The following is a 26935-nucleotide window of genomic DNA, read 5'->3' as shown; positions in this document are numbered from 1 at the left end:
TGAAGTGGGACTGCTCGGGATCGACCGGCCGCCGACCGTGTTGCTCGCGGTGATCGCCAGCACCTTTTTCGTCGGCTTTGGCGGCGGTGTCGTCTTCCCAATCCTCCCGAACCTCGGCGCGGTGCTCGGCATCTCGGCGTTCATGGTCGGCGTGATCCTCTCCGCGAACCGGTGGGTGCGCCTCGTCGCGAACGCGCCCGCCGGCGCCTTAGTCGACCGGTACGGAACGCGTAAACCGTTCGTCGCCGGGCTGTTCGTCGAGGGCGTCGCCACCCTCGGATACGTCGTTGCGCTCGCGATGCCGCCCGCCGAGTCGCTCCGCCCGATCGCGGCGTCGCTACCGACGTTTGCGGCCGGTCCGCTGGTCGTCGGCGCGGAGCAGTGGTTCACCCCGATCGCGATCGTCGTCGCGCCCGAGACGTGGTTCCTGCTCGCGCGCATTCTCTGGGGGTTCGGCTCCGCGGCGGTGTTCGCGACGGCCTACACCATCGCCGCCGACCTCTCCGACAGCGGCTCGCGGGGGACGAATATGGGCGTCGTCCGCGGCGGGATCACGATGGGGTTCCCAGCGGGGCTCGTGCTTGGCGGCGTCGTCTCCGCGATCGCGGGCAACATCGCCGCCTTCTCCGTCGCCGCCGCGTTCGCGCTCACCGCCAGCGTCGTCGCATACCGCTACGTCCCGGAGACGCACGTCACGGGCGATCGCTCCGGGGATTCGATCAAGCCGTGGGATATCGACACCGCCGTCCCCGCCGTGACCGTCGGGCTGGTCAACTTCGGGCTGATGTTCGCGTACATCGGCGCGCTGTTCTCCACGCTCGTGTTGTTCCTCGGCGCAAACGACATCTCCCTGTTGGGGCTCGCCCCGCAGGGGACCTCCGGGCTGTTCATGGCCGGTACGGTCCTCTCGGCCGCGTTCTTCATGCTCGTCGGCGGGCGGATCTCGGACACTCGTGACTCCCGGACGCCGATACTGCTGACGTTCCTCGTGGTCTCGTTCGTCGGGTTCCTGCTGCTCGCCCGGGCCGAATCGGTGGTCTCACTCGGACTCGCCTGCATCTTCATCGGCGCCGGACAGGGCGGGACGAGCGGCCCGATGATGGCCCTGCTCGCGGACCTGACCCCCGACGAGCGGATGGGTCGGGCCTCGGGGACGAACAACGTCCTCGGCGACGTCGGCGGCGGCCTCGGCCCGATGGTGTCGCTCCCGCTGATCGAGTCGGTCGGCTTCGCGCCCATCTACGCCGCCTGCGCGATCCTCCCGCTCGCCGCGGGCGCAGCGCTCCTCGTTGGCGTCCGCCGAGAGACCGGGACGTTCCTTCCCGGACGCACCGCGGGCGAGACGGACCCGGGCGAGGGGTCGCCCCCCACGGAGCCGTAGTCAACGGTTAGTCACCGACCGTCCGCCACTGCGATTTATAAGTCAAAGCGATCATCACTGGGTGCATTTATAAACGCGCTTCAAGCCGACTCGTCCAGACACACGAACCGATCCCCGCACCGCGGTCGATATCGGAAGTGTGCGAACCGCTGGCTCCCCCTGCCCGAAAGAACAACCGTTAAAAGTCGCCACCGGGTTCATACGGATATGGCTGGAACTATCGAAGCGCTCGTCCCCGGCGGGCAGGCCACCCCTGGCCCGCCGCTCGGTCCCGAGCTCGGGCCGACGCCGGTAGACGTTCAGGACGTTGTGGCGCAGATCAACGACGAGACCGCCGCGTTCGACGGCATGGAAGTGCCCGTCACCGTCGAGTACGACGACGACGGCTCCTTCACGATCGAGGTCGGCGTCCCGCCGACGGCCGAACTGATCAAAGACGAGGCCGGCTTCGAGACCGGCTCCGGCGAGCCCCAGGTGGACTTCGTCGCGGACATGTCGATCGAACAGGTGAAGAAGGTCGCCGAGCAGAAGTCGACCGACCTGCTCGCGTACGACGTGAAAAACGCCGCCAAGGAGGTCGGCGGTACCTGCGCCTCCCTCGGCGTCACCATCGAGGGCGAGGACGCCCGGACGTTCGACGACCGCGTCGACGCCGGCGACTACGACGACGTTCTCGACGAGTAACTTCCGCTCCCGCTCGCAGTCGCGGCTTTTTCACGCTATCTGTTTCGTCGCCGCCGAATATCGATGAGTCTCACCAACCCGACGACTCACACGGCGGGCCGATTCACGGGGTCGGGCTCCGCAACGTCCGTCGCGACCGGCCGCACGTCGGTCCACGTCCAGCCGATGATGGCTGCCGCGGCGACGATCGCGTAGAACTGGACGAAGACCCCGGCGATCGTTCCGAGAATCGGGACGATAGAGAACACGCCGATCGCTAACGAGCCGGCGAACACCACCGCGACGGCAGTGAGCCAGCCGACAGCGTACGCCCGCTTCGTGACGACGCCCCAGAGCGTGCCGACCGCGAAGCCGTCGCCGACGCGTCCCGAATCGGCGACCGCGGCCAGCGCGGCCGGAGTCACGTAGACGCCGGCGAGCGAGACGGCGAGTGCGACGACGACGAGCAGCAGCGCCAACAGTCCGCCGATCAGGCCGCCGAGGACGCCGCCGGTGCCGTCACCGGACCCGACGACGACCGCGCCGATACCGAACACGGCGGCGACCGCGAGGATCGCGAGCGGCAGCAACGAATAGACGAACGTGACGACGAACGCCTTCAGCCCCTCGACGAGGAGATCACTCCACGCTTCGAAGACCGGCGGCTCGTCGTCGCCGTCGGCCGTCTGCCGGATGACGCGCATGAGGTATCCGAGTACGAGGAACGAGGGGATCAGGAGCGGGCTCGCGAGCAGCAGTACTCCGCCGATTGCCACTGTCACGATGGCGTCGTCGCCGTCGCGGAGGTAGTTGAGCGATTCAGATATCATGGATGATCCCACGTAACAACGCGCTAAGACGTATTAACCTCGTACGGTCGTTTCACCCGGGAGACGCAGTTGTCGATTCCGCTCGAACGATGCGGACAGCGTGAATGACACGAACGATGCGGACAGCTCGGACGGCGCTTTTATTTCCGAATCCCGTGGACGTTCCCATATGCCCGACCTCAATCCGATCGCCAAGCGCATCCACAACATCCAACCCCGGCCCGTTCGGCTCGCGATCGACGGCGACGACGCCGGCGTCTTCGAGTTCTCCTCGACCGAGTTCTTCCAGCGGGAGTTCCGCGGCGAGGGGATCCGCACCGACGCCGACGGCGACGCCGAGTTCCGGCTCATCACCTCGGACGACTACGAGTCCGTGCTACTCGGGCGGTCGGGCCCCGACGAGGAGGGGTGGACGATCGTCGGCGAGGTGACCGAGGCGGAGTCCGCGGAAGAGTGATCGACTCGGGCGGCCTCACCGAACGACGGTGACGGGCACCTCGGAGCGACGGACCACGCCCTCGGCGACGCTTCCGAGTAGGACTCGGGAGAGTCCGGTCCGACCCTGACTCGCTAACACGACGTGGTCGAACGGCTCGCCCGGGTCGTCGTCGTCGCCGACCCGCTTCTCGCCGCCCGCCACGCCGAGTATCGTCGCTGTCGGCCGACCGACCTCCAATCTCGTCTCGATGTCGCGGTCGACCGCCGCGGTCGCCTCGGTCAGGATCCGCTCGCCGCGCTGTTTGGCGCTGTCGTACCACTGGTCGGCGGCACCCGGGAACCCGCCATCCGCGCCCGTCGCCGAGTCGGCGGGGTTGATAACGTGCAGCGCCGTCAGTTCGGCGTCGGGCCATTCCGACGCCGCGAACGCCAGCGCGTCCCGTGCCTCCGTCGATCCGTCGACCGCAACGAGGATCCGTTTGGCCATGTGCGCGCTTCGCTCGCTCGGCGTAAAAAGGGCGGCGGCGACTCCGACGCGACCGCAATCCGATTCCGGTCCGGATGCGTCGCTCAATCCCCGTGCCGTGTCACGCACTTCGAGAGCCCGATCAGCTCGACGGGCTCAGAGTTGTCCGGCGAGTAGACCACCATCTGTCCCTTCTCCATGTACGGGACCTTGCCGGCGAGGTTCGAGGGGATGTTGACGCTTGAGATCGCGTCCTCGTCGCCGAGGTTCAAGACGACCTTGGTGTTGATCTGTTTGAAGACGGACTCGGCCACGTCTTGCGGGTCCTGCGTGATCAGGAAGAGTCCGAGCCGCTCCTTGCGTCCCTGCTTGGCCGCCTCCGTAAACTTCTGGACGACCTTCTGGGCCTGCACGGTGTCGGCGTCGGCAAGGAAGTTGTGCGCCTCGTCCATTCCGATGAGGAGGGGGGTCTCCTCGATCCGGTCGCTGTCCGGATCGTTCGAGAGCTTGTCGTCGACGAGCAGCCCCGCGACCGCGAGTACGACGATTTCCTTCTGTCGGGAGGTCGGGAGGTGATACGTGGGAACTACGGAGAGACCACCCGGTCGGACGAGGGTGTGGTCTAACTCCGTGATCGGCTTCGCGTCCTGATCGAAGACGCCGCCGGGGACGCCGCGGACCCGCCGCTTGACGGCGTCGAACGTCGCCTCGTGGATCCGACCGCTCTCGTCGAGCTCCTCTTTCAGCGCCGGGTCGTCGAGGTACGAGAGGAACTGGCTGTAGGTCCCCGAGTCGCCGTAATCGCGGAAGAAGCGGTTCAGCAGGGTCAACAGGGCGGGGTACTGGTTCTCGTTGAGCCCGGAGCCGGCGACGAGCCACGGCATGTCCTGCGCCAGCGAGAAGGGGATCGTGAACTCCACGCGCTCGGCGCGGTGGCCTTCGCCGGGATACGTCGCGTTCGCGGCCCGTGGCACCAGTGCGACGGTGTCGTCGTGGCCGCCGTACGCGATCCCCTCCCGATCCAGCCGGCGGGCGAAATCGGCGTCGAGGTCCGGGTTGTCGTCGTGCATCTGCGCGTACTCGTCTTGCGGATCGAACTGGACGACCGCCATCCGCGACTCCCTCCCGTCGCCGGTCGGGTAGGTGCGGTCCGCATCGAGGTACTGCCGGAGGACGTTCTTGGAGGCGTGGGTCTTCCCCGACCCGGTCCCGCCGGCGACGAGGGTGTGCCGGAACGCGAGCGGGTCGCCGTCGGCGTAGTCGTCCTTCACGCGGTAGTCGACGGTGGGCGGCTCGGCCGCCGTCCGCACCTTCTCGCCGCCGACGGAGAGGTGTCCGAGGAAGACGCCGTCCTCGGGAATCTTCAGTCCGGTCTTGATCTCGGCGTCGTCGGAGGCCTCCTCGACGATTGCGCCCGGCTTCGGCACCCGGTCGGTCATCCGGCGTTTCATGTCGTCGCCGGTCCCGTAGACGACCGACATCGGCTCCAGCTCGGCCATGAACTTGTAGTCGCGCTCGGCGAAGTCGTCGCGACGCATCTGCCGGCGAGCGTGGATCTCGGTGGCGTCGTCCGACCGGAACTCCTGTGCGTACTCCAACCCGGTGATCCGGCAGAACAGCCGCTCGCCGTCCGGGTACGGGACCAGGAGGTACTTTCCGAGCCGGACCGCCTCGCGGTTCCCCGCCGTGACGAACGCTTTCAGCGTCGTCTCGTCCGCGTCCTCCGCGACCCGGAGCCCCTGCGAGACGGAGACGACGCCGAGCCCGACGTCCTCGCCGGTCGGCTCCACGTCGTACGCGGCGAACCCGCCGTCGGTTGCGTCCTCGCCATCACCGTCGATCGAATTCTTGTCGGCGCCGTCGGTTGCGTCCTCGCCGTCGCGCTCGGTTCCGCCGCGTCCAGCGGTCGCAGGATCGGCGGCGGCGTCTCCCCCGCCATCGCCCTCGTCGTCGCCGAACTCGGTGAAATCCTCCAGCGTCATGGCAGACCCACCGCCTCCCACCCCGAAAGCGTTTCCCCCTCGTCGTCCAGCGGGGATGCGTCCTCTCCGACTTTTTGAAGCTCGAAGGTGCCTCGCGGGCCCCTTTTGAGTCTCCGGACCGTATCGGCGATATGATACTCGTTCGCGGCAGCGGCGGCGGGACGGAGCTCACCGGGACGGTGTTCGAGCGCGGTGAGGAACCCCCCGCCTACAAGGGCGCCCCCGACGAGGACGCCCCGTACGTCTGGGTGTGCGACTCTTTCTACGAGGTCGAAAGCGGCGGGTCCGCCCTGCTTGTCGACGGCGAGGAGATCCGAGTCGCGTTCGAGGAACCGATGCCGCGCGGGTTCGACACCCGCGATCAGGCTCTGTCTGCGGCGAAAGAACACGTCCGAACCCAGTTCGCCAGAATTGGCGTCGACCCAAGCGGCGTCGAGGTTGAAGTAACGAAGGAAGACCCGGCCTAAGCGCGCGACTCTTCGCCGACTCCGACGCTTCTATTGGGATCGCACCGGTTCCATGCTGGGTTTTACTACTTCGGAGGCGGTACGGAGCGTATGTCGGACCCGTCCGCGGACTTCGATCCCGAATCGCGCGAGGAGCGCGAGGTCGCCGCGGAAGCCGCAGGGGACCGGTCAGAGCTACTCTCGCTTATGGCCCACACCTACCGCGGGGAGCTCGGACGGGCAGCCTCGTGGCGCACGCGCATCGACCGAACCACGAACTGGGCGGTGGTGCTGACGGCGTCGCTGCTCACGTGGACGTTCTCGAACGAATCGCGCCCGCACTACGTGCTGCTCATCGGGCTCGTAATGCTCACCGTCTTCCTCAGCATCGAGGCCCGGCGGTACCGAATATACGACGTGTGGCGGTCCCGTGTTCGGATCTTGGAGGAGAACGTGTTCGCGAACGCGCTCGACCCCGAGGGCGTCGAGCAGTCGAACTGGCGGGGGCTCCTGAGCACCGACCTCCGCAAGCCGACGATCAAGACGCCGGCCGTCGAGGCGGTCTCTCGTCGGCTCCGACGGGTGTACACCCCGCTCTTCACCGTCCTCATCGCGGCGTGGATTGTCCGCCTCACGGTGTTCACACCGCCGGAGAGCGGCGTCGTTGCCACCGCGTCCGTCGGCGCGATTCCGGGACTGATCATTCTGGCTGGCGTCGCCTGTTTTTATATCGTCGTGCTCGGGCTCTCCCTCCGAACGCGTCCGCGGCAGGCGAAGGGAGAACTGCAGTCGACCGACCGCTCCGAGGAGTGGAAGTGAGCAGGAGTGGAAGTGATCGGCAGAGAGCGCCCGCTACTCACTGCCGTCGTCCGCTTCCTCGTTATCGGCGCAGACGCCGAGCGGGAGGGTTCCGGCCGGATCCGCGTCGCCATCGAGGCCCTCGTAGGCGTCGTCGATGAGTCGGGCCAGCTGCGTCTCGGGGCTCACGCCGCGGGCGGCCGCGAGCGCCGCGAGCCGCTCGTACTGCTCGTCCGGCACGGACACCGTTCCCTTGTTCATACGCGTCGGTCCGACCCGGAAGTACAAAAGCGTTATTCGGGATCCGACGCTACCGCTGTGTCTTGGACCGGCTGTGACCGCCGACGCTCGCTCGGGCTTCGGCGCGATCCGTCGGTGTTCGCCCGGGCTCGCCTTCCCCTTTCGCCGCTCCATGGGCCGCGCGCTTACTGTGCGGCGCCGACAAGGGCGATCCGAATGTCCGACCGATCCTCCCGAGGCGGCCGAGAAGCGGCGTCTTCGGCTGACTCGGAGCGCTGCCAGCCGAAGACACCCCCATCGACGGGTCGGCTGTTGGCGTCGAGCTGCTGTTCGTGGGGCTCGTCATCGTCTCGTCCGCCTGAGCCCGCCATTCGACGGGCGACGACGTCTCGCTACTCTTCTTCCAAGATTTCGCCCGCCTCGTCGCGCTCCGCCTCGTCGGTGTCGGCACGACGGCGGACGTCGACGCGGTAGTCGGTGAGGATGTCGCGGCCGAGGAGAAGCGGGTGACATCCTCGCCCGCCGTAAACGGCGGGGCTTCCCTTCCACAGCGGGGAACCCGGTCGTCCGGTTCGGTTTCAAGACTGGCTCTCCCGGCGTCGATGGGGCGGGTTTCGACCCTCGGCCGGGAGCGTCTTGTGGCGCTGTCACGGGCGCTCCCATCCGAAAGCGTGTCATCGCGGTCGATTTTCAACCGACCGCTCTCACCCAATCGGTCGAACCTCGCGGTTCTGTGTCGGCACGGTTCACACCTTGTCGGCCAAAGGCCATCAACCGGGCTTCCCGCGCGCCGCAAACATGGGTGGAGTGCGGCCCACATCCCGCGCTCGTTCGCAATGGGATGTGGCGTAACCCTATCGAAACACACGTTTGCGGACGACTTAGCGGTTTCGGTGGGGGTTCCGGCCGTGCCACTGGCGGCGGTTGCGTCACGGAACGGACGCGATTCACGCCCGCCGTGAACGGCGGGATTCTCTCGCTGATTAAAGATAGTCCATGTGGCCGCGGTCCTCGACGCTGGCGGTGACGGTGTGCTGGTTCCCGCCGATACCGATCACGAGGTCGACGACGGGGCGGGCCTTCCCGCCCTTCATGCTGCCGGATTTTACGCGCGTCATGCTCTTGATCGGCCCGGCGCCGATCTCGGCGGCGAGCTGTGTGTCGATGCTGGTTCGGGTCGCGCCCGTGTCCGACTTCGCGAGCGCCTGCGTCGACCCGGAGGTGCCGGTGACGACGACCTCCTCGATATACCCGATGTCGGGCTGCTCGGAGCTGTTCGTTTTCGGGAGCGGGGCACAGGCGGGTCGCGAGTCGTCGAGCGTCGCCGCGATGCGCTCGACATCGTCGTCGTCGACCTCGCCGTCGACCGCCTCGATCGCGAGCTTCGCGATGTACGGGGCGGGGCTCGTGCCGGTCGCCTCGAACAGCCCTTTAAACCCGGCCGTCGGGTTCACTTCGAGGACGTACCAGCCGTCGTACCCCTCGACGAGGTCGACGCCGGCGTAGTCGAGGTCCATCACGTCGGCCGAGTACAGCGCTGTCTCCGCCGCTTCGTCGGGCATGTCGTCGGTCGCGTCCTCGACGGCGCCGCCGAGCGCGACGTTGGTCCGCCAGTCGCCCTCGGGCGCGTAGCGGTACATCGAGCCGATGATCTCGTCGCCGACGATGTACACGCGCAGGTCGCGGTGTTCCTCGTCATCGCGGTCGATGAGCTTCTGGAGGAACGCCTGCCGGTTCCCCACCTTCGGGTTCACGCGCTCGGTGAGGTCGACCTTCCACGTTCCGCCGCCGTGCGTGCCGATCGCCGTCTTATAAACTCCGACCTCGCCGAAGCGCTCGCGCCCCTCGTTGAGCCGGTCGTTCGACAGCGCGAGCAGCGCGTCCGGCACGCGGATGTTCCAGTCGGCGAGCGTCGCCGCCGTGGCGAACTTGTGGATTGACGCGAGCACGGCGTTCGGCTCGTTCAACATCGGCCTGATGCGCTCGAACGTCGTCGCCAGCCCGAGCAGCTCCGCGGGCTGATCCGTGTTCGACAACAGCAGCCGGTTCGCGATGATGTCGACGGCGGGCTCCACCGACACGTCGCCGTCTTCCACGCTTATCGCCGCGTTCTCCTCGCGGAGCCACACCGGCTCGTGGCCCAGATCCTCGACGGCGTTGCAGATCGCCTTCGTCTCCTTGCTGTTGTGCAGCGACAGTACTCCCACCCGTACCGGGTCCGAACTCATGGATCCCCCTGCGCAGTCGTCCGTAAAAGGTCGACCGATCACCACCGGCGGCCGCCGGGTCGCCATATATATACTCTCCGCCGTGCTCCAGTCTGACATGAGCGACGAACGGGTGTTCACGTACAACGGCGGCGCGGTACCGCCGGGCGAGACGCAGAACATCCGCTACGGCATCAGCGAGACGTACCTCGGCGACCCGGTTCGGATCCCCGTGACGATCGTCAACGGCGAGCGCGACGGGCCGACAGCGTTCCTCATGGCGGCCGCCCACGGCGACGAGCTCAACGGTATCGAGGTCGTCCGCGAGGTCGCCCACGAGTGGGACCTCTCGAAGCTCGCTGGCACCCTCGTCTGTCTCCCAGTGCTCAACGTTCCGGGGTTCCTCGCCCAACAGCGCTACCTCCCCGTCTACGACCGCGACCTGAATCGGTCGTTCCCCGGGAAGGCCGGCTCGACCAGCTCGAAGCGGATGGCGAATCAGATCTACTCGAACTTCATCGCGCCCTGTGATTTCGGGCTCGACTTCCACACTTCCACCCGCGGTCGAACGAACATGCTCCACGTCCGCGGCGACATGACCGACGACGGCGTTCACCGCCTCGCGTTGGCCTTCGGCTCGAAGGTGGTCATCGACAGCGACGGACCGAGCGGCACCCTCCGCGGCGAGGCGACCGCCGACGGGATTCCCACGATCACGATCGAGATGGGCGAGGCGCACCGGTTCCAGCGCCCGCTTATCGACGACGCGCTCGCGGGGGTACGCTCCGTCTTCGCCGAGTACAGCCTCTTAGATACCGATACGGTGCGTTGGCCCGGCTGGCGGACGATCGTCGCCGGTACGGGCGAGAAGACGTGGCTCCGGGCAGACTCCGGCGGGATCGTCGACACCCACTTCGAGAGCGGCTCACTCGTTCACGAGGGCCAGCGGATCGCGACGATCACCAACCCGTTCAAGAAAGACGAGGTCGTGGTCGAAGCACCCTTCACCGGCCTGCTGATCGGCCTCCTAGAGAACCCGGTCGTTTACCCCGGGAATCCGCTGTGTCACCTCGTCGAGATCGATGAATCGACTCGGCGAGCGATCGAAGCCGGTGACGCCCCGGAGCCCGTCGGACAGCCGAACGCAGCGGAGTGAGGTCGGTCGATCGACCGATTCGGTGTCGTGCGGGGCCGTGATTGTCTGGGCGCCGTCGCCGGCCACTCACTGGCCACCAGTTACTCGATGTCGGGCGTCTTCTCGCCCGCGGGGACGACGATCTCAAGCCAGTTCTCTTCGGGCGGGAGCGGGCAGGAGAACGTCTCGCTGTACGCGCAGAAGGGGCAGTACGCGAGGTTAAAGTCGATCGTCACCGCGTCGCCGTCGGCGAGTTCGCCGTCCGGCTCCAACTCCATGTACCGCCCGTTGTGGTACGTCTGCTGACCGGTTGTCTTGTCGCGGAAGGGGACGAAAATGGCGCCGTCGTCGCCCTCCTGTCGGTAGCCCGCGAGGGTGTGCTCGTCGCCACCAACTTCGAACGCGAAGGTGACGATCCGGAGGTACCGCACCGGGTTGCTCGCGGTGGTCTCCATCTCGACGGGTTCGGGGTCGTCGTGAACGGTGACCGTCGCTTCGACCCGATAGTCGGGGTTTGGCTCGAAGTAATCGAGCCCGGCGAACCCCTCGCGGTGTTCGGGTGGGATCGGCGACTGCGGGTGCTCGGCGAAGAACTCGTCCTTCTCGCGGCGGTTCGCGCGGAGCCGCTCGGCGTAGTCGTCGCTCATGTCCGCAGCGAGGGTCGCCGGGGGTTTCAGGGTCGCGGTCCGGGTGCGATCGCCCGGCGAAGGCGACTCGCCCGCGACGACTGCCTCAAAGCCGCGGCGACCGCCTCACAGCGCCTGCAGGTCGGCCAGACAGTCGTCGAGATCGCGGGTCGAGATCGCCAGCGAGAACCCGTCGACACGGGCGAGGTCGGCGGCGTGGTCCCACAGGTCGCCGTCCTCGATCCCGTGGAGCACGACCGCGTTCGGCGTCGGACTCACGACCCGCAGCGCGACCAGCGGCGACTCGCCGCGGGTGACGTTGGTGAACACGAGCGCGCGATTCGTCGACTGGCCGTACAACCGGTAGAACTCCTCGCTCGAGAGACGGGTGATCGCCTCGATCGAGTTGATGACGGTGTGGCCGTTGACGTGGTCCTGCTCGCCGCGCACGATCTCCGTCGCGCCCATCGCCTCGTAGAACTCTTCGAGGGGGACTGCCGTCGAGTACTCGCGGAGGTCGTGGACGATGTCGCTCTCGAACCCGGCAGAGAGGACGCGCGCGTACTGTCGGAGCCGCCCGCCGCCGCGTCGCTCGTCGATGTCCAAGAGCCCATCGACCGTCCGCCGGACGACGCCGATACCCGGGCTCTCGCGGCGTCCGCTCTCGTAGTCCGAGACGACCGACGAGGAGACATCGAGCTGGTCGGCCAGCTCCGTCTGGGAGACGTCGAAGTCAGTCCGCCACTTTCGGAGAGTCGCTCCGGGGTCGTCGCTGAGCGTTATCTCGCCGGCGATCCGGCGGGAGAGCTCCTCGCGTGCGTCGCTCATGACGCGATCCGAAGGCAGAGCGCCGCAAAAGACTACCGAAATCGGGTTTCGTCGAACGTCGATAGCGGATCGGAAGCGCGACGGGAACGCGGTCGCCTCGCCCACCTCACTCGACCGTCAGCGAGTAGACGATGACGCCGAACCCGACCGCCGTCAGCAGGCTGTCGATCGCGATCCCGACGGCCAGACTCGATCCGATAATCTGGTGGGAGACGCCGCCGATCAGCGCCCCGATAGTGACGACGCCGAAGCCGATACCGAGCGCGCGCAGCGAGGGGTCGCCGGTCCGACCGTACGCCCGGAGCGCGTAGTAGGTGATGCTGCCACCGAGCACCAGGATGGCGGTCTTTGCGACGATGATGAGCAGATTGATGTGGGTAGTCATGTTTCTTCCCGAAGTTCCGACCACAGGTCGGCCAGCCGTTCGTCCCGGGTGCGATCCGGGCGCGTGAACTCGATCTCAAACTCGCGGTCGTTCTCCTCGTCGTTCTCCTCGTCGAGCGAGACGGTAACCGTCTCAAACGAGATCGAGTAACGGGTCGTGTGTTGCCCGTCGCGGCGAATGTCCGTCGACTCCGACAGCAGGGAGGCCTCGGTGAGCAGTTCCAGCTTCCGGTACGTCGTCGACAGGGGGATGTCACACTCCTCCGAGATGTCGCTGGCCGTCTTCGGCTCGGAGAGCGCAGACACGATCCGCCGTGCATCGGCGTCTGCCAGGGCGTCCAGCACGTCGTCGACCGACGGTGGATCTTCCTCGCGCGACAGGTCCCGCGCCATACGTCATCGTTCGACCGGCGGACCTTAAAGCATCAAACTTCCGCTTGCGACACCGCGAAACGCGCCCGGTTTTTGTGTGCGGGTGTCGTATCCGGAGGAAATGGACTCGTGGAAGCGGCGGGTCGGGGGGTACTCCGCCTTCGTCCTCTTCGTGCTGATTTTCACCGCGGTCGTCTATCGCTACGGGATGCGGGTGTACGAGGGGGATCCGCGCACGATGATCGAGGCGCTGCGCTTCTCGATCGAGATGTTCACGACCACCGGATTCGGCGGAGATTCGCCGTGGGAGAGCCAGCAGCTAAACGCGTTCATCGCGGTGATGGACCTCGTCGGCATGGTGCTTCTGATCGGCGCGCTGCCGGTCGTGGTGACGCCCCTCCTAGAGGAAGCCTTCTCGACGACCGTCCCCCGGTCGCTGGATGAGGACCTGTCCGGCCACGTCGTCGTCTGTTCGGACACCTCGCGGTCGGCGGCGCTCATCGAGGAGTTCGACTCCCACGAGATCCCCTACGCGATCGTCGAACCGGACGCCGACCGGGCGGTGCGTCTCTACGAGGCGGGCCGGACAGTGATCCGCGCGGATCCGGAGTCGACGGAGGGGTTGGCGGCCGCGAACCTGCCCGACGCGCGGGCGCTGGTGACGGATGTCTCCGACCAGGTCGACGCGAGTATCGTGCTCGCCGCCAAAGAGCTGTCGCCGGAGGTGCGCGTTATCAGCGTCGTCGAGGACCCGGAACGCGAGCGGTACCACCGGCTCGCCGGCGCTGACGAGGTCCTCTCGCCGCGGTCGCTACTCGGCGAGAGCCTCGCCGCGAAGGTGACGACCGCGCTGCAGACAGACCTCGGCGAGGCGGTCGCGATCGGCGACTCCCTCCAACTCGCGGAGGTGTCGGTCCCGCACGGGAGCTCGCTCGCCGGCTCGACGCTGGCCGAGAGCAGGATCGGCGAACGCGCCGGCGTCAACGTGATCGGCGCGTGGTTTAACGGCGAGTTTGACGCGGCGCCGCCGCCGAACGCGACGCTGTCGGCCGGGACAGTCCTGCTCGTCTCCGGTCGGTCGGATCAGCTGGAGCGGCTCGTCGAGCTGACGAACTCCGCCACGCGACGGTTCGGCGCGGGCGAGACCGTGGTCATCGGGTACGGACAGGTCGGCCGAACCGTTGCCGAGGCGGTCGCAGACGCCGACCTGCCCGTCACGGTCGTCGACCGAGAGGACGCCGAGGGCGTCGACGTAGTCGGCGACGCGACCGATCCGGAGACGCTGCGCGCCGCCGGCGTCGAGGCGGCACAGACGGTCGTACTCGCGCTACCGGACGACACCACGACGGAGTTTACGACACTCGTGGTTCGCGATCTGGCGCCGAACACGCAGGTGCTCGCCCGCGTCGAGGAAGCCGCGAGCGTCCGGAAGATGCACCGGGCAGGCGCCGACTACGTGCTCTCCCTTGCGACCGTCACCGGACGGATGTCCGCCTCGACCGTCATCGAGGGTCGCGACGTGCTCTCGCTCAACCAGCAGATTGAGGTCGTCAGAAGCCGCGTACCGCGGCTTACCGGACGGACGATCGGCCGGGCGAACGTCCGCGAGGCGACCGGCTGTACCGTCATCGCGATCGAGCGAGACGACGAGACCGTGACCGAAATCGGCCCCGACACGCGGATCGAGCCGGACGACGAGCTCGTCGTCGTCGGCACCGACGAGGGGATTCGGGCGTTCGAAGGCCGATTCACCTGACCGATCGCGTGGCGGCGCGTCGGGGCGTCCGGGCCGCCTTGTCGCCGGTCTCGGCGGCCTCGACGCCGGCACGAGTCGAACGCTTCAAGTATTCGCTGGCTGTTCGTACCTGTATGAAAGACCAGGGACGCTCCACGCGCAAGCGGACCGGCGGCCGACTCAAGCACGCCTCGAACAAGAAGCGCCACCAGCTCGGCCGCGAGCCGGCCGAGACGACCGTCGGTGAGACGCGAGTCCAGTACATCGACTCTCGCGGCAACGAGAAGAAGGTCCGCGCGCTCTCGACGAACGTCGCGCAGGTCGCCGACGGCGACGCCGTCAGCGAAGCCGAGATCGAGAACGTCGTCGACAACCCCTCGAACGTCAACTACGCCCGCCGAAACATCATCACCAAGGGCGCCATTATCGAGACGTCCGCGGGCCGCGCTCGCGTCTCCTCTCGACCCGGCCAGACCGGACAGGTCAACGCGGTCCTCATCGACTGAACGGTCCCGTTCGACACGCGGCCGACCGCTTTCTGAACCTATTTACCCGTTCGAGACGAGGAGCGACGCGTGTACCTCGGCGTCGACGAGGCCGGCAAGGGCCCCGTACTCGGACCAATGGTCGCCGCGGCGGTGCTCGCCGACCCGGTAGCTCTCCCGGCCGATGTGGACGACTCGAAGCGAATCGCCCCCTCGCGCCGCGAGTCGATCGATGCCGAGATCCGCGCAACCGACGCCGTCGCTGTCGGCGTCGCGTTCGTCGAACCCGCCGAGATCGACCGTCCAGACACCGACATGAACACGCTCACGGTGCGCGGACAAGCACGGGCGGTTCGGGCCGCGCTGCATGGGGTTGTCGCCGTCGACCTCGACGAGCCGATCCGTGTCGTCGCCGACGCCGGCGACACCAGCGAGGCGCGATTCGCCCGTCGGCTCGGCGAGTCCGTGGCCGATCCAGACTCCGATACCACCGATACCGAACATCCTGAAGTCGACGTGTCGGCCGCCCACGGCGCCGACGAAGACGACCCGATGGTCGGCGCCGCGAGCGTCGTCGCGAAGGTGGCTCGCGACGAGCGGATGGCGGATATCGACGCCGATTACCCCGCGTACGACGGGCTCGGAAGCGGCTATCCGAGCGATCCGGCGACGCGAAACTTCCTCCGGGCGTACGTCAACGACCACGGGAACGTGCCCGGCTGCGCGCGGCGCTCGTGGGCGACCTGCGACGACGTGTTGGCGGCCGCCGAGCAGTCCGGGTTGGACGAGTTTTAATGGAACCCGGGAAGTCCTAGAACAGCCCAGACGCCGCCGCGCTCACGGTCTCCATGAACGTCTCCCAGACGGAGAATCCGGCGGCGATGGAGAGCACGGTGTCGGCACCGAAGAAGGCGAACAGCACCGCGGACCCGAGGTGCGCCCGCCGCATGTCGAACCGGTGGGCGAAGGTGTGGAAGAAGTACGCGTTCGCGAGGCTGATCGGGATGATCGCCAGCATCTCGCCCAGCCAGATGGCGGAGGTCGCGCCGTACTGGACGGCCAGTCCGATCGTCACCAGCTGGGTCTTGTCGCCGAACTCGCCGGTGGCGGTGAGCACGAATATCGGCAGGAAGCCGCCGAACGATCCGGCGTAGCGGTCGAGCGGTCCGGGAAGCGTCACCGACTCCAGCGCGGCGAGGGTCGCGTCGCTGGGCTCCGGGTCCGAATCGACCGCCTCCGGGTCGCCGTCACCGTCCGAGGCGATCTGTCCCGACTCCCGGTTCGGCATCGACCGGTACAGCAGGTACGCGAAGACGAAGAACAGCACCGCGGTCACGGCGTCGAGCACGACGCCGGGAAGCGCCGACTGCAGGGCTTGGCCGAAGGCGATCTCGATCGCCGTCCAGCCGGCGAACGCCGAGCCCGCGGCGGCGACGACGACTTTCGGGTCGTACCGCGTCGACAGCGCGGCGATCATGAACTGCACCTTCTCGCCCGGCAGCACCGCGAGCTGGGCGACGAACGCGACGACGACGATCTCGGCGTAGGCGGTCACACCCGTTCCTCCTCATGGTTCCGCGCCCGCGACGACCGTGGCTCCGGAGCGGCGCGCGCCGGAGCCATTGCGTGCGGTGCGTCGTGAATCACGTATTCAAGTTGCTCGCGGTGGGTAACCGCTTCCGCGTTCGGCGAGACGAGCGCGGAAGGTCGTTACTTGGATCTGGACGCTTCGATCTTCACCGGACCGTCAGCAGGCGACGCAAGATGTCACCGTACGCGGGGCGGGTGATCAACACGCCGATCAGGACCCCGAGGATGGTAAAGATCGCGAACCCGGACAGGTCCCCGAGTGACAGCACCATCAGGGGTGACATCGCGATGATCGTGGTCGCCGCGGCCGCGCCGATCACCCAGAAGGCGCGGCGGAACCGGGAGTCGAACACCTTTCGGGAGTTGACCTCGCCCTCGCTCATCACCTCGTCGGCGATGATCACGAGGTCGTCGACTCCCGTCCCGACGACAGCGATGAAGCCGGCGATCACAGCCAACTCGACGGGGTAGCTCAACAGCGCGGCGAAGCCGAGCAGCGCGTACACCTCAGCGAGCGCCGTGACGATCATCGGCAGCGCCACCGCGGGCTCGCGGTAGCGGAGGAACACCATGCCGGCAACCGCGAACACCGCGAGAATTCCGGTCACCAGCGAGTAGTTCTTGTAGTTCTCCCCCTGTGCCGCCGAGATGGACCGCGAGGTCCCCTGTCCGCTGATGTCGAGGTCGGCCGGGAGCGCGCCGGCACGCAGATTGATGGCGATTCGCTCGGCCTCGCTGAACTCACCCGTTGTGAGCCGGAAGCCGCCATCGGTGGCCCACGAGCCGCTCGCCATGCTGTCCGCGAGGTCCGGGTCCATCCCGAAGGAGTTGACGACCTCGCCGTCGACGGTGAGCAGGAGGCACGGATTGCTCACGTCGTCCGGGTTCTCGCTGTAGTCGCACCGGTCCTGGTTGGAGTTGTACGCCGCGGCGAACCCGCGGTCCGCGACCGCCTGCTGGAAGCTATGGGCGGGCGACTGCTCGCCCTCCGGGGCGGTGTTCCGGACCGTCACCGGCACGTAGGCGCCGGTGCCCCGATCGTTCTGGGCAGCCGATCCAAGCTCCGCGAAGTCGTCTTGCGTCAGCACCTCCTCTTCGACAGCGGTCCCGTTTTCGGTCGGGTACGCGATGTCGATCTGGACGGTCCCGCGTTCTTCGAGCAGGCTGGTTACGCTGCTTCGGTTCTCTCCGGGCACCTCGACGAGGATGAAGTACTCGCCGGTGAGCGACTGGACCTGCTGGACCGTTCCGCCAGAGAGCCCGGTCTCGTCGATCTTGTCCTCGATGACCCGCTGTGCGACATCGCGAGTCTCCTGAGTCACGCCGGAGCGAACGTCCTCGTAGGCGTATCCCGAGGCGTCCATCGCCGCCCGGAACTGCGCTTCGGTGACTGATGTCTCTGTGACATCGACCGCGCTCTCCGCAGGCACCGCAGTGATATCGCTTGCCGAGGCGTTCTCAAGTTCGTCTGCGATTGCGCGAGCGACGTCATCCGGTTGATCACCGCCGAAGTCGACCTCGGTGGCGGTGTAGCCGACGAGTGGTGCGCGGACTCGCGTCCCGCCCGCCAGATCGAGTCCGTACTGGAGGTTCGTGATGCCCTGTTGGGCCTCGGAGACGTTCTCGCCCGGGGCGGTCTGGGGACCGAACTGCGGCGCGAAAAGCGCTACCGTCGCGCCGAGTACGACGACGACCAAGAGCAATATTTGCCAGTTGTTCTTGATGGGTTCGAGCATTACTGTTTCACCCCCTCGAATTTGTACCAGCGAAGCAGCGAGACGTTCAGCAGATACGTGTTCATTAGGTCAGCACAAAGCCCGACAGAGAGGATGATTCCGATGTTCCGGAGGAGATCGACCCCGAACAGCGCCGCGACGACAGCCATGACGATCATCGCCGCCATCGACGTGAGCGTCATCGTCACTCCGGTCCGCATCGCACGGTTCACCGACTCGTAGAAGTCGCCGGTCCGGCGCAGTACGGAGTTGTTCAACAGAATGTCGGAGTCGACGCTGTAACCGATGATCATCAGGAGCGCCGCGATCGTTCCGAGCGTCATCTGGATCCCGAGGAGATTCATCACCGCGATGGGGACCATCAGGTCGGAGAACGCAGACGCGACGACCGCGAGCGACGGGACGAACGTCCGGAACAGCGCGAACACGAGCACGCTCATTCCGAGGAAGGCGAGCGCAACGCCGAACACCGCGGTTCGGGCCGTGTCGGACGCGAAGCTGGGGGACACTTGATCGATCGCGCTCGTGGACAGCCCCGCCTCGTCGGCCTGTGCGGACAGGTCGTCGGCCAGGCCGCCGGGATCCTCGTCGGCCGCCCGGAACGTCACCACGTACACGTCGTCCGCGGGGATCGACCGGACCGAGTCGGGTTGCCGCTCGAACGCGGTCTCGATCTGCTGTTCTACGTCGCCGCCGTCGTCGGCGATCCGGAGCTCCACGCCGCCCGTGAACTCCAACCCGAGATTCGCCGGCGCTCCCGTGACCAGGTACCACCCGCCGATGATCGCGAGTGCGAGAACGAGGACCGCGAGCGGAATCGCCACGAGCTGCCGGTTCGAGTACTCGGTATAGTTGACCTCCGGTACCTCGATCGCTACCATAAATACCGCTTCCTTCGCGGGCGCGAATAAGCCTTCTTACTCATCTACGACTTCGTCTCCGTCGGATCTCCCACGCACGACCGCTCTCACCATCGGTCAGGTGCGAGGCGACGCGTCGCGCCGCAACCGATTAGCTCCCGGACGCCGTACCGAAGCGTATGGAGTCGAACGCCACCCGCGTCGTTCTCTCGTACCCGGAGGGGCTCAGCGACTGGGGACGCGATCAGGTCGAGACGGACCGCTACCGCGGCTACTTCGCTCGGGTCCTTGATCGCGTCGCCGTCGGGGATACCCGCGAGGAGTTCGTCGACGTCGGCTGTTGCGGTGACAGCCTCGACGTACCGTTCCGCGCTGAGCGGATCGAGGTCGACGGTGACGCGGTCGACACGGCAGTCGTGACCGACGCGACCGCGGTCGACTACGAGACACGGTCCGGCGACGTCGACGGCGGCTGGCGCGTCCAGAGCGCGGCGGGACCGTCGTGTGTAACCGGCGACCGAGAATAACCGCTCTTTCCGTCTCGGGACGCGCTTAGGGCATATACCGCACGCTGACCACGCCCGGCTCCGACCGGACCTCGACGCGGTTCACGCCGAGCCGAGCCGCCCGCGAGAGCGTCGCCTCGCGGTCGTCGATCACGTCCGAAACCGCGTCCGCGGTGTCTTCTTCGGGCGGCGTCAACACGTGGATCTCGCCGACGCCCGCGCGTTCCTCGCGGGCGAGCTCGCCGGTCTCCGTCTCGGTCGCGAGCTCGCGCTCGTGGACCGTCGGGGGCTCTTCGCTTTCCGCTATCGAGAGAGCTCGCTGCTCCATAATCTCGACAATCTGATACGTGACCTCCATCGGCGGATCGGGTGCGACAGTCGCCTCCAAGGCATCGTCGACCGTGAGCCCGGGGTTCGAGCTCAGCGTGTGCACCTGCCCGTCGTGGACGTCTTTCAGCACCGCGGAGTCGCTCTCGACGTGCGTGACGAGGAACGTGCTCTCCTTCTCATCGGTCATTGTCAGTTGTAGGTGACCGAGCCTTTTCCGGGTTTCGAGGCGCGCTGATCGGGGTTTCGAGCCGCGTCAGTCTCGGACGATCCGCGCGTCCCCGTCCTCGACGACCACATCGAGGCCGTGCTCGTGGACGAACGCGGCGGTGTAGTCGGGAACGACGCGCTGGGCGGCGAACCGGGCGCGAAGCAGGGGAACGGCGTCGAGGAGGTCGTCGCCGTCGACCATCGACGGCGACGACTCCAGGAACTCCACGTCGAGGTCGGCGTCGCGGCCGCGCGCCGCGAGCGTCGGGAGGTTCGGGGCCTCGAAGGCGCCGTCGAAGTCGATCGGCGCGGTGAACCCGGCGTAGTAGGTGCGTCCGCGGGTGGATGGGCCGAGCACGACCTCGTTCGTCCGGAGCTTCATCGCGGCCGAGTCGATCACGGTCCGCGAGAGCATCGGCGCCTGCGGGGTGACGATCGCGACCGAGTCGGCGTTCTCCTCGCGGAGCAGGTGGGTAACGGTGTTCCCAGCGCGCGCGCCGAACGACGATCCGACCTGCCGCTCGAACCGGACCTCCTCGGTGCCGCCGAGGGTGTCGGCGACGAGGGTTCGAAGCTCGGCCTCGGGAGCGGCGTCGGTGCGGTACTCGGCGGGGAGGTCGTCGTTGACCGGGTAGTTGACGAGGAGTTCACCGCCGGAGCGGTCGACCGCGAGGACGGCGTCGCGGAACAGCGCCTCGTACAGGTCGGCGGCTTCGGCGGCCGACAGCGGCGTCGACTCCGCGAGCCCGGTCGCGACGAGCCCCTCGCGGGGCGGCTTCGCAAGCACGGCGACGACAGTCATATCGGAGGAAGTCGCCCGCGCGCCTTCAAGTCGCCGCTTCGGTTGCAGTCTCAGGAGGGTCGATCCGCTCGCTCAGGAGAAGTCGCGCCGCATCGCGATCTCGAACCACGGGCACAGGCGGAGCTGCCTGTACAGCGACGGGTTCTCGTGGAGGTGCTCGTAGTCGGCCCACAGCATACCGCCGATCTCCTCCTCGTCGGGGTCGAGCGAGGTGTCGTCCAAGGTCACCTTCAGCACCGAGCAGACCTCCCACTCGACGCCCTCGTTGGGGTAGTAGCGCTTGTACTCGAACTTGTCCGTCACCCGAAGGTCGTCGTACTGCTCAGGGGTGATCCCCAGCTCCTCTTCAAGGCGCTGTTCGGTCGCGTCCTTCTGCGACTGCCCCTCGACCGGATGGGAGGCGACCGTTCCGTCCCAGTGAGCGTCCCAGAGTCGCTTGGTGGGCGCGCGCTGGGCCAGCAGGATCCGGCCCTCGGTGTCGTACACGAGACAGGTGAACGCCCGGTGGCGGATCCCGTCGCCGGTGTGGGCGTCGAGCCGGTTCACCGTCCCCTGTTCGACGTCCTCGGGGTCGACGGCGATCACGTCCTGGAGCGCGTTCTCGTGGTCCGCGTCGGCCTGACCGGCGGAATCACCGGTGGCGGCCGCGTCCTCGGAGCTCATGCGAGATAGGTCGATCACCAGGGCTAATAAGCGTTCGATACGGCGCCCGTGTGATCGGTGTGAATCGGTATGTCGGCTCCCTTCGCCGCCACCGTTCGCGCCCGCGGTTCGACGCGCTTAACCGCGTCCCGCGGCTACTTCGCGCGGATGAGTGACCCGGCGCTCGACGTCGTCGAGTTCGTGTTGACGACGCACCTCTACACCGAGAACCGCGACCTCGACGAGAACGACCTGCCGCCGCGCTTCCGACAGGTGTTCTGGTCGGATGACGCCGCCGACGACGCCCCGGGCGGCGTCGAGCGGCCGCTCAAGGCGACGAGCGAGACAACCCGCACCGCAACGGGCGTTGAGCACCCGTGGGACGCCGTTTCCGACCTGCTCTTTACCCAGCGGACGGAATTCTCCGGCGAGATATCCCTGACCCAGCCGGCGATGGCGCTGGAGTGGTATCGCGACCACGCCGACGACGAGCGAATCGCCGCCAATCCGACGGTCGTCGCCGCGCTGGAGGCGTCTGACGACCTCGACGCGCCCGTGACCCACGAGGAGGCGCGCGACAGCGTCCGACCGATCCAAGCCGATCGCGTCTGGATCGACGCCCTCCTGGAGGAGTACTTCGACGAGGACGAGGACGGGGAGATGCTCGACCTCGTCAACGTCCGCGCGCCCGAGGAGATCGAGACGACGCTCGCTGACCTCGTGCTCACGGGCGATCAAGAGGGCGAGATACAGAAGATCGTGAAAGCGATCGAACACCGCGAGTACCTCGCGAGCATCGGGCTTCGCGAGATCGGGAAGCTGCTGTTCGTCGGTCCGCCGGGGACCGGGAAGACAACCGTCTCGCGGGCGCTCGCGCACGAGCTCGGTATCCCGCTCGTCGAGGTGAAAATGTCGATGATCACGAGCCAGTACCTCGGCGAGACGGCCAAGAACGTCGAGAAGACCTTCGAGGTCGCAAAGCGGCTCTCGCCGTGTATCCTCTTCATCGACGAGTTCGACTCGGTGGCGAAGACCCGGCGCTCCGACGAGCACGCCGCCCTGAAGCGCGCGGTCAACACCCTCCTCAAGTCGATCGACGAGGTGTCGCTCGTGCGCGACGAGGTCCTCTTGATCGGCGCGACCAACCACCCGGACCAACTCGACGCGGCCGCGTGGCGCCGCTTCGACGAGATCGTCAACTTCCCCAAGCCGGACCGTGACATGCGCGCGGACATCCTCCGGGTCGTCACCCGCGAGATGCAGATCGCCGACTTCGACCCCGAGGAGGTCGCCGACCGAACGACCGGGCTCACGGGCTCGGACCTCCGGATGGTGCTGCGCGAGGCGGTCCTCGGTGCGCTCACGGAAGACCGGATGACGATCACGCAGCAGGACGTGATGGAGGCCGTCGAGGACTTCGAGGAGCGTGACAACCTCAAGAATATGGACATGATCGACGGCGAGGGCGCGGAGGTGCTCGGCGAGACGGACCCCGACGGGCAGGACCACACCCACGACGACGAGGGCGACGACACCGCCCACGACCACGGCGCGCACAGCCACTCGCACGACTAAGCAGCTCTGCAAATCCCCTCCGTAGGGAGATACGTTTTCTCACGGTTTCGGTCAAAAAAGGTTCGTTCGGCGGATCAATCGGCGAGATCCACCAGCTGGGCGGGCCGGGTGATTGGGTTCTCTTATTTGTCACTCTCCTAGTCAGTCGTCGCTCACCATCTCCGCAGGCGTGTTGACGCTCATATCGACGTCCTGAGCGAGGGAGACGAACGTGTAGACGGGTGCTCGCCGTGCCCATTCGTCGATCAGATCCTGATCGAGATTGTCGCCGTCTATCTCGATCTCGGCGGTGAGGTTCTCGAAGACCGAGTCGGCCTCCTTGAGTTCCTCGAGACCGAAGAGAACCGCTGGATCGAAATCGGTCCGGACACGCGTCTGGAGATGGTCGATATCCACGCCGTTGGCGGCGGCGTTGATGCTGATTCCGACGTTGATACAGGCAGCCAGTGCCGACAGCGCGGCTTCTACCGGTTCGAGCCGGTCGATCCCACCGACCCACCCACCCGCATCCAGTACTTCCTTCCAGGCGCCGTAGGGAATCGTGTATTCACGCGTTTCGCGGGCGATCGTCTCATCCCCAAGCTCGTAGCTATCGACTTTCGCCAGGCTGTGCGCGGCTGTCCCCTCGTAGGTCGCAGACGCCCCGAGGCCAAGCCGGACGGCTTGGGGATTCTCTGCGGCGTGTGCGGCGAACCCGTCGAGTGTTTCGAGGTCGATACCGTGCGATAGTTGTCGTTCGGCAGTCATGGTCTGGTCTCCTTCCCCGGTCAGAGAAGCGATTGTATCTCTTCCCGGCTAAGTAGAGTTACGAAGCCGCGTGTATTGTAGCTATTTTGTGAAAATTCGGCAATTCGTGACGTTCTTGCAGCCACTGCAAACGAATCAACAACTGCAATTCGGTGCTCATCGAGTCTGACCACGTTACGTACGTCGCTACAACCCTCACTCGGCGCTCTTTTGTGGTTCGACGTGACGTGCATCTGCCCTGTGGCTTTCGTAGAGAGACTCCGCCCACTCGCGGACCGCCGGCGCGTCGGTATCGATCAATGCGTGCACCGTTCCGCTATCCCGCTCGTAACAACTGATCGTAATGCGTTCATCGAGCAGCCCGGTTCCGTACGAAGGCAGGTCGTTGTGCTCTAATACCGTGAAATTGTCCTGTTGAATCATCTCGGAGCTACGATCCGGATACGTCGACAGAAAGTATCGGTGACACTCCGGACGGTCGATCAACGTCACGTCCACGCCCTCGCCGATCAGTTGGTAGAGCAGGTCGAAGCACAGATCCATCAGCGCGACTTCCGGACGAAGGAACCGTACGGTGGTCGTCTCCCGGAGGAGCGACTCGAATCGTCCCACCGGACGATACGGCGCATCGGGTTCGGCGACGGTTACGGTCAGTTCCGACCACGTCTCGAACGGAAACTCGCTGATCGCGTCGGGGAGCCATTGCCAGACAGAACGCAGCTCTCGCTCGGTTTCAACCCGCTCGATCAGGTCTTCCATTCCGGATGCGATCGCCTCCCCCAGTCGCGTCGCCGCGTACTGATACCCGTCTTTGCGGATCCAGAGCCGGTCGTTGAATTCGTCCAGTGTCCGGCGCATCGTGGAAGACGAAACCCCGGTCAACTCGCAGAGCTCGGAGCGGCTCCGGGGGCGCTCCGTCAGTGCGACGAGCGTTGAGATACGATGTTCGGACCGCGCGAGATACGCGATGTCGACGATCGGCGACTCCACATCATATTGTTTCACGTTAACACACCTCAATAGTGGACGTACGCGGAGAGACATCAAAACAGTTCGTGTCCGCAGCGGGATGGCATTTAAATGGTCGTGAGCGACTGCGACGATCGCTTAGAAATAGCACGGCGGTGGCGTCGCCGGCGGCTTTGCCGCCGGCTGCAAGCGAGAGCTTTGCTCTCGCTCGGCGTGCCTGCGAGCTGGCCGTAGGCTCGCGAGGAGGGCGCCGGCGACACCGCAACGAGGAGAGTGGTAGCGACCGAGTGAGGCGCGTGGTTCGAGACGCCGGATGCTCTCGTCGTCGCCGGAAATTTTCAATTTCCGGCTAGCAGTCAGAATCCGGCGGATTCTGACGACATCGCGAAAGTCGCTTTGCGCCTTTCGAACGACAGCGAGCGTGCGACCTCCTCGCGGCTGGGGCTTTGGAGATGTTCACCGTTCTGTCAGAGACTTATGAACAGCCGCCAGCAACAACTCACTCTCACTTATAAGCAATCGATCAACTGCACCGATTCATCCACTCCCGTCATCGATCGGACCCCTCCTAATTCTCCTGACGCTGCTGCCGTCGATTGAGGGCGTTCATGACCGGGTTTGCACTCATCCCGTGCAGGATGATCGACATTAGGACGACGAATCCGACGAAAGCCCAGAGCTGTTCTGCCGCGATGAGGAGCTCTATCTCCTGAAACGACGACTCCGCCAAGGCGTGGGAGAGGTAATAGAACGAGCCGATGCCTCGAATACCGAAAAACCCGATCACGGCCCGCTCCGGCCAGGAAGCAGCCGTTCCGATAAAGCTGAGAATCCCGGCCACTGGCCGAACTACCAGGAGGAGGATCATCCCAATCAGTGCTTCAGTCCACGTTAAGGCTCCTAACAATCCCCCGGCGATAGCCCCTCCGAACAGTACGAGAACCGTCGCCATGAGAAGCCGTTCGACGACGACGGCGAAATCATGAAGCTCCACGTAGTAGTCGTGTTCCCACTCGAAGTGTCTGAGTGTCAGTGCACCCACGAAGACAGCAATGAAACCATACCCGCCCAGGAGTTCGGTCACGCTGTACGCGATCAGCGTTGTGGCCAGCGCTTCGATCCCTGCCATTACCTCCTGACCGCCCCCCATTATCTCGGCGACACTCTCAGTCGTGGGTAACCGAAACAGAAACCGGCCCATGAGATTTCCGATCACATAGCCGAGGACAACCCCCGCCGCGATCTTATAGAGGACATCAACGAGAACCCAGTCAACCAGCCATGACCAGGACGCTCCCTCTACAAGCGCCGCCCCGGCTGCCGCAATAGCCAGATTCGTAAGCGGAAAGGCTAACCCGTCGTTGAAGCCGGCCTCCGCAGTGAGTGAAAATCGAACCGTCCCCCACCGCTGTCTCGGGTCCTGTTCTTCTTCGAGTTCCGTCAGCGGTGCGCCCGACCCGACGCCTGATGCGAGCACCGGATCGGTCGGCGCGATCACGGCCCCGAGTAAGATGGCCGTGGCTGGCAACAGACCGATGATCCCCCACGCGAGGACTGCCATTACCCCAGCAGTGATCGGGAGTGCAATGAGAATCAGCCGCCACGCCGCGGACCACGTCTTGAGGGAAAACGGGCGGTCGATCTTTAACCCGGCTCCCATAAGTGAGATGATCACGACGAGTTCGGTGAGCCGCTCGGTCACGTAGGAGCTCTCGACCGGGTTCAGAGATGGAGTGCCAGGAATAACCGTGAACAGGAGGAGCCCGAATGTGACGTATATAATCGGAAACGACAGCGGGCGGTGTTCGAGCAACCGTGGCAGAATGGCTGCCCCCAAGATCGCAAAGCCAATGATCAGTAGCCCGATTTCGTAGGCAGCCATCCGCCCTACTATTGGAATTCCGACTAGGAAAACATCGGGGGTAGTTACCCTGTCTCATTCCACAGTATACCTG

At 66.0% G+C, this 26935-nt stretch carries 30 protein-coding genes; 11 read left to right on the top strand and 19 right to left on the bottom strand.

The features are described from left to right. Positions 1-4 precede the first annotated feature (4 nt). Both HLAC_RS09865 and HLAC_RS09860 read left to right on the top strand, forming a co-directional pair. Entirely contained in the window at positions 5-1381 is a 1377-nt protein-coding gene (locus HLAC_RS09865) for an MFS transporter (RefSeq protein WP_015910687.1), read from the top strand. A 207-nt stretch (positions 1382-1588) separates the two neighbouring features. Continuing rightward, complete coding sequence (locus tag HLAC_RS09860; RefSeq protein ID WP_015910686.1) at positions 1589-2065, top strand: 50S ribosomal protein L11; 477 nt, start codon at positions 1589-1591, stop codon at positions 2063-2065. 86 nt (positions 2066-2151) lie between these two features. Here HLAC_RS09860 and HLAC_RS09855 read toward each other — a convergent pair whose 3' ends face one another. After that, entirely contained in the window at positions 2152-2874 is a 723-nt protein-coding gene (locus HLAC_RS09855) for a DUF4013 domain-containing protein (protein WP_015910685.1), read from the bottom strand. 169 nt (positions 2875-3043) lie between these two features. Between HLAC_RS09855 and HLAC_RS09850 the strand changes: the two genes are divergently transcribed. Further along, positions 3044-3331 carry a DUF8072 family protein gene (locus HLAC_RS09850; protein ID WP_015910684.1) on the top strand — a complete coding sequence of 96 codons (288 nt, stop codon included), beginning with the start codon at positions 3044-3046 and terminating at the stop codon, positions 3329-3331. A 15-nt stretch (positions 3332-3346) separates the two neighbouring features. Here the strand turns inward: HLAC_RS09850 and HLAC_RS09845 are convergent, their stop codons facing one another. Next, on the bottom strand, positions 3347-3799 hold the full coding sequence (locus HLAC_RS09845; protein WP_015910683.1) for a universal stress protein: 453 nt from the start codon (positions 3797-3799) through the stop codon (positions 3347-3349). 83 nt (positions 3800-3882) lie between these two features. After that, positions 3883-5760 (bottom strand): ATP-binding protein, encoded by a 1878-nt coding sequence (locus HLAC_RS09840; protein WP_015910682.1) that lies wholly within the window; start codon positions 5758-5760, stop codon positions 3883-3885. Positions 5761-5891: 131 nt separating this feature from the next. Here HLAC_RS09840 and HLAC_RS09835 point away from each other — a divergent pair, with 131 nt between their 5' ends. Both HLAC_RS09835 and HLAC_RS09830 read left to right on the top strand, forming a co-directional pair. Beyond that, complete coding sequence (locus HLAC_RS09835; protein ID WP_015910681.1) at positions 5892-6227, top strand: DUF7113 family protein; 336 nt, start codon at positions 5892-5894, stop codon at positions 6225-6227. 90 nt (positions 6228-6317) lie between these two features. Then, complete coding sequence (locus tag HLAC_RS09830; protein ID WP_015910680.1) at positions 6318-7025, top strand: DUF2270 domain-containing protein; 708 nt, start codon at positions 6318-6320, stop codon at positions 7023-7025. Between the two features lie 33 nt (positions 7026-7058). Here the strand turns inward: HLAC_RS09830 and HLAC_RS09825 are convergent, their stop codons facing one another. The 3 genes from HLAC_RS09825 to HLAC_RS09815 form a co-directional block, all read right to left on the bottom strand. Further along, on the bottom strand, positions 7059-7265 hold the full coding sequence (locus HLAC_RS09825; RefSeq protein ID WP_015910679.1) for a hypothetical protein: 207 nt from the start codon (positions 7263-7265) through the stop codon (positions 7059-7061). A 164-nt stretch (positions 7266-7429) separates the two neighbouring features. After that, entirely contained in the window at positions 7430-7615 is a 186-nt protein-coding gene (locus HLAC_RS09820; RefSeq protein ID WP_049933512.1) for a hypothetical protein, read from the bottom strand. Between the two features lie 612 nt (positions 7616-8227). Beyond that, complete coding sequence (locus tag HLAC_RS09815) at positions 8228-9472, bottom strand: ATP-grasp domain-containing protein (protein ID WP_015910677.1); 1245 nt, start codon at positions 9470-9472, stop codon at positions 8228-8230. 97 nt (positions 9473-9569) lie between these two features. Between HLAC_RS09815 and HLAC_RS09810 the strand changes: the two genes are divergently transcribed. Continuing rightward, positions 9570-10607, top strand: a complete 1038-nt coding sequence (locus HLAC_RS09810) for a succinylglutamate desuccinylase/aspartoacylase family protein (RefSeq protein ID WP_015910676.1) — start codon at positions 9570-9572, stop codon at positions 10605-10607. A gap of 80 nt (positions 10608-10687) precedes the next feature. Here HLAC_RS09810 and HLAC_RS09805 read toward each other — a convergent pair whose 3' ends face one another. The 4 genes from HLAC_RS09805 to HLAC_RS09790 form a co-directional block, all read right to left on the bottom strand. Then, a complete protein-coding gene (locus tag HLAC_RS09805) occupies positions 10688-11233 on the bottom strand; it encodes a DUF1684 domain-containing protein (RefSeq protein ID WP_015910675.1) in 546 nt (181 codons plus the stop codon). Positions 11234-11338: 105 nt separating this feature from the next. Further along, complete coding sequence (locus HLAC_RS09800) at positions 11339-12040, bottom strand: helix-turn-helix domain-containing protein (protein WP_015910674.1); 702 nt, start codon at positions 12038-12040, stop codon at positions 11339-11341. Between the two features lie 106 nt (positions 12041-12146). Then, on the bottom strand, positions 12147-12425 hold the full coding sequence (locus HLAC_RS09795) for a DUF7521 family protein (protein ID WP_015910673.1): 279 nt from the start codon (positions 12423-12425) through the stop codon (positions 12147-12149). Continuing rightward, a complete protein-coding gene (locus HLAC_RS09790) occupies positions 12422-12817 on the bottom strand; it encodes an ArsR/SmtB family transcription factor (RefSeq protein ID WP_015910672.1) in 396 nt (131 codons plus the stop codon). Before HLAC_RS09790 ends, HLAC_RS09795 begins: the two co-directional genes overlap by 4 nt. A gap of 100 nt (positions 12818-12917) precedes the next feature. Between HLAC_RS09790 and HLAC_RS09785 the strand changes: the two genes are divergently transcribed. From HLAC_RS09785 to rnhB, 3 genes are all read left to right on the top strand, one after another. Next, on the top strand, positions 12918-14552 hold the full coding sequence (locus HLAC_RS09785; RefSeq protein ID WP_015910671.1) for a potassium channel family protein: 1635 nt from the start codon (positions 12918-12920) through the stop codon (positions 14550-14552). 113 nt (positions 14553-14665) lie between these two features. Beyond that, the gene (locus HLAC_RS09780; RefSeq protein ID WP_015910670.1) at positions 14666-15037 is read left to right on the top strand and encodes a 30S ribosomal protein S8e; all 372 of its coding nucleotides are present in this window, start codon (positions 14666-14668) and stop codon (positions 15035-15037) included. Positions 15038-15106: 69 nt separating this feature from the next. Continuing rightward, the gene (rnhB, locus tag HLAC_RS09775) at positions 15107-15811 is read left to right on the top strand and encodes a ribonuclease HII (protein ID WP_015910669.1); all 705 of its coding nucleotides are present in this window, start codon (positions 15107-15109) and stop codon (positions 15809-15811) included. A 16-nt stretch (positions 15812-15827) separates the two neighbouring features. On the opposite strand, the gene HLAC_RS09770 is transcribed toward rnhB, so the two are convergent. The 3 genes from HLAC_RS09770 to secF form a co-directional block, all read right to left on the bottom strand. Continuing rightward, positions 15828-16571 (bottom strand): TMEM165/GDT1 family protein, encoded by a 744-nt coding sequence (locus tag HLAC_RS09770; RefSeq protein WP_015910668.1) that lies wholly within the window; start codon positions 16569-16571, stop codon positions 15828-15830. Positions 16572-16752: 181 nt separating this feature from the next. Next, positions 16753-18342: a preprotein translocase subunit SecD gene (locus HLAC_RS09765; RefSeq protein ID WP_015910667.1), complete on the bottom strand. Its 1590-nt coding sequence runs from the start codon at positions 18340-18342 to the stop codon at positions 16753-16755. Next, positions 18342-19223: a protein translocase subunit SecF gene (secF, locus tag HLAC_RS09760; protein ID WP_015910666.1), complete on the bottom strand. Its 882-nt coding sequence runs from the start codon at positions 19221-19223 to the stop codon at positions 18342-18344. The genes HLAC_RS09765 and secF overlap by 1 nt, the downstream gene beginning before the upstream one ends. A 158-nt stretch (positions 19224-19381) precedes the next feature. Here secF and HLAC_RS09755 point away from each other — a divergent pair, with 158 nt between their 5' ends. Next, positions 19382-19729 (top strand): DUF7968 family protein, encoded by a 348-nt coding sequence (locus tag HLAC_RS09755; protein WP_015910665.1) that lies wholly within the window; start codon positions 19382-19384, stop codon positions 19727-19729. Between the two features lie 25 nt (positions 19730-19754). Here the strand turns inward: HLAC_RS09755 and HLAC_RS09750 are convergent, their stop codons facing one another. The 3 genes from HLAC_RS09750 to HLAC_RS09740 form a co-directional block, all read right to left on the bottom strand. Next, complete coding sequence (locus tag HLAC_RS09750; protein WP_015910664.1) at positions 19755-20225, bottom strand: DUF5812 family protein; 471 nt, start codon at positions 20223-20225, stop codon at positions 19755-19757. A 66-nt stretch (positions 20226-20291) separates the two neighbouring features. Then, positions 20292-21047, bottom strand: coding sequence for a DUF2064 domain-containing protein (locus HLAC_RS09745; RefSeq protein ID WP_015910663.1), 756 nt, complete (start codon positions 21045-21047; stop codon positions 20292-20294). Positions 21048-21119: 72 nt separating this feature from the next. Further along, positions 21120-21710 carry an NUDIX hydrolase gene (locus tag HLAC_RS09740; protein WP_015910662.1) on the bottom strand — a complete coding sequence of 197 codons (591 nt, stop codon included), beginning with the start codon at positions 21708-21710 and terminating at the stop codon, positions 21120-21122. A gap of 147 nt (positions 21711-21857) precedes the next feature. Between HLAC_RS09740 and HLAC_RS09735 the strand changes: the two genes are divergently transcribed. Next, entirely contained in the window at positions 21858-23264 is a 1407-nt protein-coding gene (locus HLAC_RS09735; RefSeq protein WP_015910661.1) for an ATP-binding protein, read from the top strand. A gap of 141 nt (positions 23265-23405) precedes the next feature. Here HLAC_RS09735 and HLAC_RS09730 read toward each other — a convergent pair whose 3' ends face one another. The 3 genes from HLAC_RS09730 to HLAC_RS09720 all read right to left on the bottom strand — a co-directional run bounded on the left by HLAC_RS09730 (position 23406) and on the right by HLAC_RS09720 (position 26862). Continuing rightward, the gene (locus HLAC_RS09730; protein WP_015910660.1) at positions 23406-24011 is read right to left on the bottom strand and encodes an OsmC family protein; all 606 of its coding nucleotides are present in this window, start codon (positions 24009-24011) and stop codon (positions 23406-23408) included. A 195-nt stretch (positions 24012-24206) separates the two neighbouring features. Continuing rightward, complete coding sequence (locus HLAC_RS09725; protein ID WP_015910659.1) at positions 24207-25055, bottom strand: helix-turn-helix transcriptional regulator; 849 nt, start codon at positions 25053-25055, stop codon at positions 24207-24209. Positions 25056-25548: 493 nt separating this feature from the next. Continuing rightward, entirely contained in the window at positions 25549-26862 is a 1314-nt protein-coding gene (locus HLAC_RS09720) for a cation:proton antiporter (protein ID WP_015910658.1), read from the bottom strand. Positions 26863-26935 lie beyond the last annotated feature (73 nt).

It is taken from the genome of Halorubrum lacusprofundi ATCC 49239 (assembly GCF_000022205.1).
GTDB lineage: Archaea > Halobacteriota > Halobacteria > Halobacteriales > Haloferacaceae > Halorubrum > Halorubrum lacusprofundi.
Note: the sequence above shows the minus strand (reverse complement) of the source record. Positions and strands in the feature narration are given on the sequence as shown.

What these genes read in the sequence shown, in the direction of transcription:
- HLAC_RS09860 (WP_015910686.1), top strand. Translation starts at nt 1,589, where the DNA reads ATGGCTGGAACTATCGAAGCGCTCGTCCCCGGCGGGCAGGCCACCCCT.
- HLAC_RS09855 (WP_015910685.1), bottom strand. Translation starts at nt 2,874, where the DNA reads ATGATATCTGAATCGCTCAACTACCTCCGCGACGGCGACGACGCCATC.
- HLAC_RS09850 (WP_015910684.1), top strand. Translation starts at nt 3,044, where the DNA reads ATGCCCGACCTCAATCCGATCGCCAAGCGCATCCACAACATCCAACCC.
- HLAC_RS09845 (WP_015910683.1), bottom strand. Translation starts at nt 3,799, where the DNA reads ATGGCCAAACGGATCCTCGTTGCGGTCGACGGATCGACGGAGGCACGG.
- HLAC_RS09840 (WP_015910682.1), bottom strand. Translation starts at nt 5,760, where the DNA reads ATGACGCTGGAGGATTTCACCGAGTTCGGCGACGACGAGGGCGATGGC.
- HLAC_RS09835 (WP_015910681.1), top strand. Translation starts at nt 5,892, where the DNA reads ATGATACTCGTTCGCGGCAGCGGCGGCGGGACGGAGCTCACCGGGACG.
- HLAC_RS09830 (WP_015910680.1), top strand. Translation starts at nt 6,318, where the DNA reads ATGTCGGACCCGTCCGCGGACTTCGATCCCGAATCGCGCGAGGAGCGC.
- HLAC_RS09825 (WP_015910679.1), bottom strand. Translation starts at nt 7,265, where the DNA reads ATGAACAAGGGAACGGTGTCCGTGCCGGACGAGCAGTACGAGCGGCTC.
- HLAC_RS09820 (WP_049933512.1), bottom strand. Translation starts at nt 7,615, where the DNA reads ATGGCGGGCTCAGGCGGACGAGACGATGACGAGCCCCACGAACAGCAG.
- HLAC_RS09815 (WP_015910677.1), bottom strand. Translation starts at nt 9,472, where the DNA reads ATGAGTTCGGACCCGGTACGGGTGGGAGTACTGTCGCTGCACAACAGC.
- HLAC_RS09810 (WP_015910676.1), top strand. Translation starts at nt 9,570, where the DNA reads ATGAGCGACGAACGGGTGTTCACGTACAACGGCGGCGCGGTACCGCCG.
- HLAC_RS09805 (WP_015910675.1), bottom strand. Translation starts at nt 11,233, where the DNA reads ATGAGCGACGACTACGCCGAGCGGCTCCGCGCGAACCGCCGCGAGAAG.
- HLAC_RS09800 (WP_015910674.1), bottom strand. Translation starts at nt 12,040, where the DNA reads ATGAGCGACGCACGCGAGGAGCTCTCCCGCCGGATCGCCGGCGAGATA.
- HLAC_RS09795 (WP_015910673.1), bottom strand. Translation starts at nt 12,425, where the DNA reads ATGACTACCCACATCAATCTGCTCATCATCGTCGCAAAGACCGCCATC.
- HLAC_RS09790 (WP_015910672.1), bottom strand. Translation starts at nt 12,817, where the DNA reads ATGGCGCGGGACCTGTCGCGCGAGGAAGATCCACCGTCGGTCGACGAC.
- HLAC_RS09785 (WP_015910671.1), top strand. Translation starts at nt 12,918, where the DNA reads ATGGACTCGTGGAAGCGGCGGGTCGGGGGGTACTCCGCCTTCGTCCTC.
- HLAC_RS09780 (WP_015910670.1), top strand. Translation starts at nt 14,666, where the DNA reads ATGAAAGACCAGGGACGCTCCACGCGCAAGCGGACCGGCGGCCGACTC.
- HLAC_RS09765 (WP_015910667.1), bottom strand. Translation starts at nt 18,342, where the DNA reads ATGCTCGAACCCATCAAGAACAACTGGCAAATATTGCTCTTGGTCGTC.
- secF (WP_015910666.1), bottom strand. Translation starts at nt 19,223, where the DNA reads ATGGTAGCGATCGAGGTACCGGAGGTCAACTATACCGAGTACTCGAAC.
- HLAC_RS09755 (WP_015910665.1), top strand. Translation starts at nt 19,382, where the DNA reads ATGGAGTCGAACGCCACCCGCGTCGTTCTCTCGTACCCGGAGGGGCTC.
- HLAC_RS09750 (WP_015910664.1), bottom strand. Translation starts at nt 20,225, where the DNA reads ATGACCGATGAGAAGGAGAGCACGTTCCTCGTCACGCACGTCGAGAGC.
- HLAC_RS09745 (WP_015910663.1), bottom strand. Translation starts at nt 21,047, where the DNA reads ATGACTGTCGTCGCCGTGCTTGCGAAGCCGCCCCGCGAGGGGCTCGTC.
- HLAC_RS09740 (WP_015910662.1), bottom strand. Translation starts at nt 21,710, where the DNA reads ATGAGCTCCGAGGACGCGGCCGCCACCGGTGATTCCGCCGGTCAGGCC.
- HLAC_RS09735 (WP_015910661.1), top strand. Translation starts at nt 21,858, where the DNA reads ATGAGTGACCCGGCGCTCGACGTCGTCGAGTTCGTGTTGACGACGCAC.
- HLAC_RS09730 (WP_015910660.1), bottom strand. Translation starts at nt 24,011, where the DNA reads ATGACTGCCGAACGACAACTATCGCACGGTATCGACCTCGAAACACTC.
- HLAC_RS09725 (WP_015910659.1), bottom strand. Translation starts at nt 25,055, where the DNA reads ATGTCTCTCCGCGTACGTCCACTATTGAGGTGTGTTAACGTGAAACAA.
- HLAC_RS09720 (WP_015910658.1), bottom strand. Translation starts at nt 26,862, where the DNA reads ATGGCTGCCTACGAAATCGGGCTACTGATCATTGGCTTTGCGATCTTG.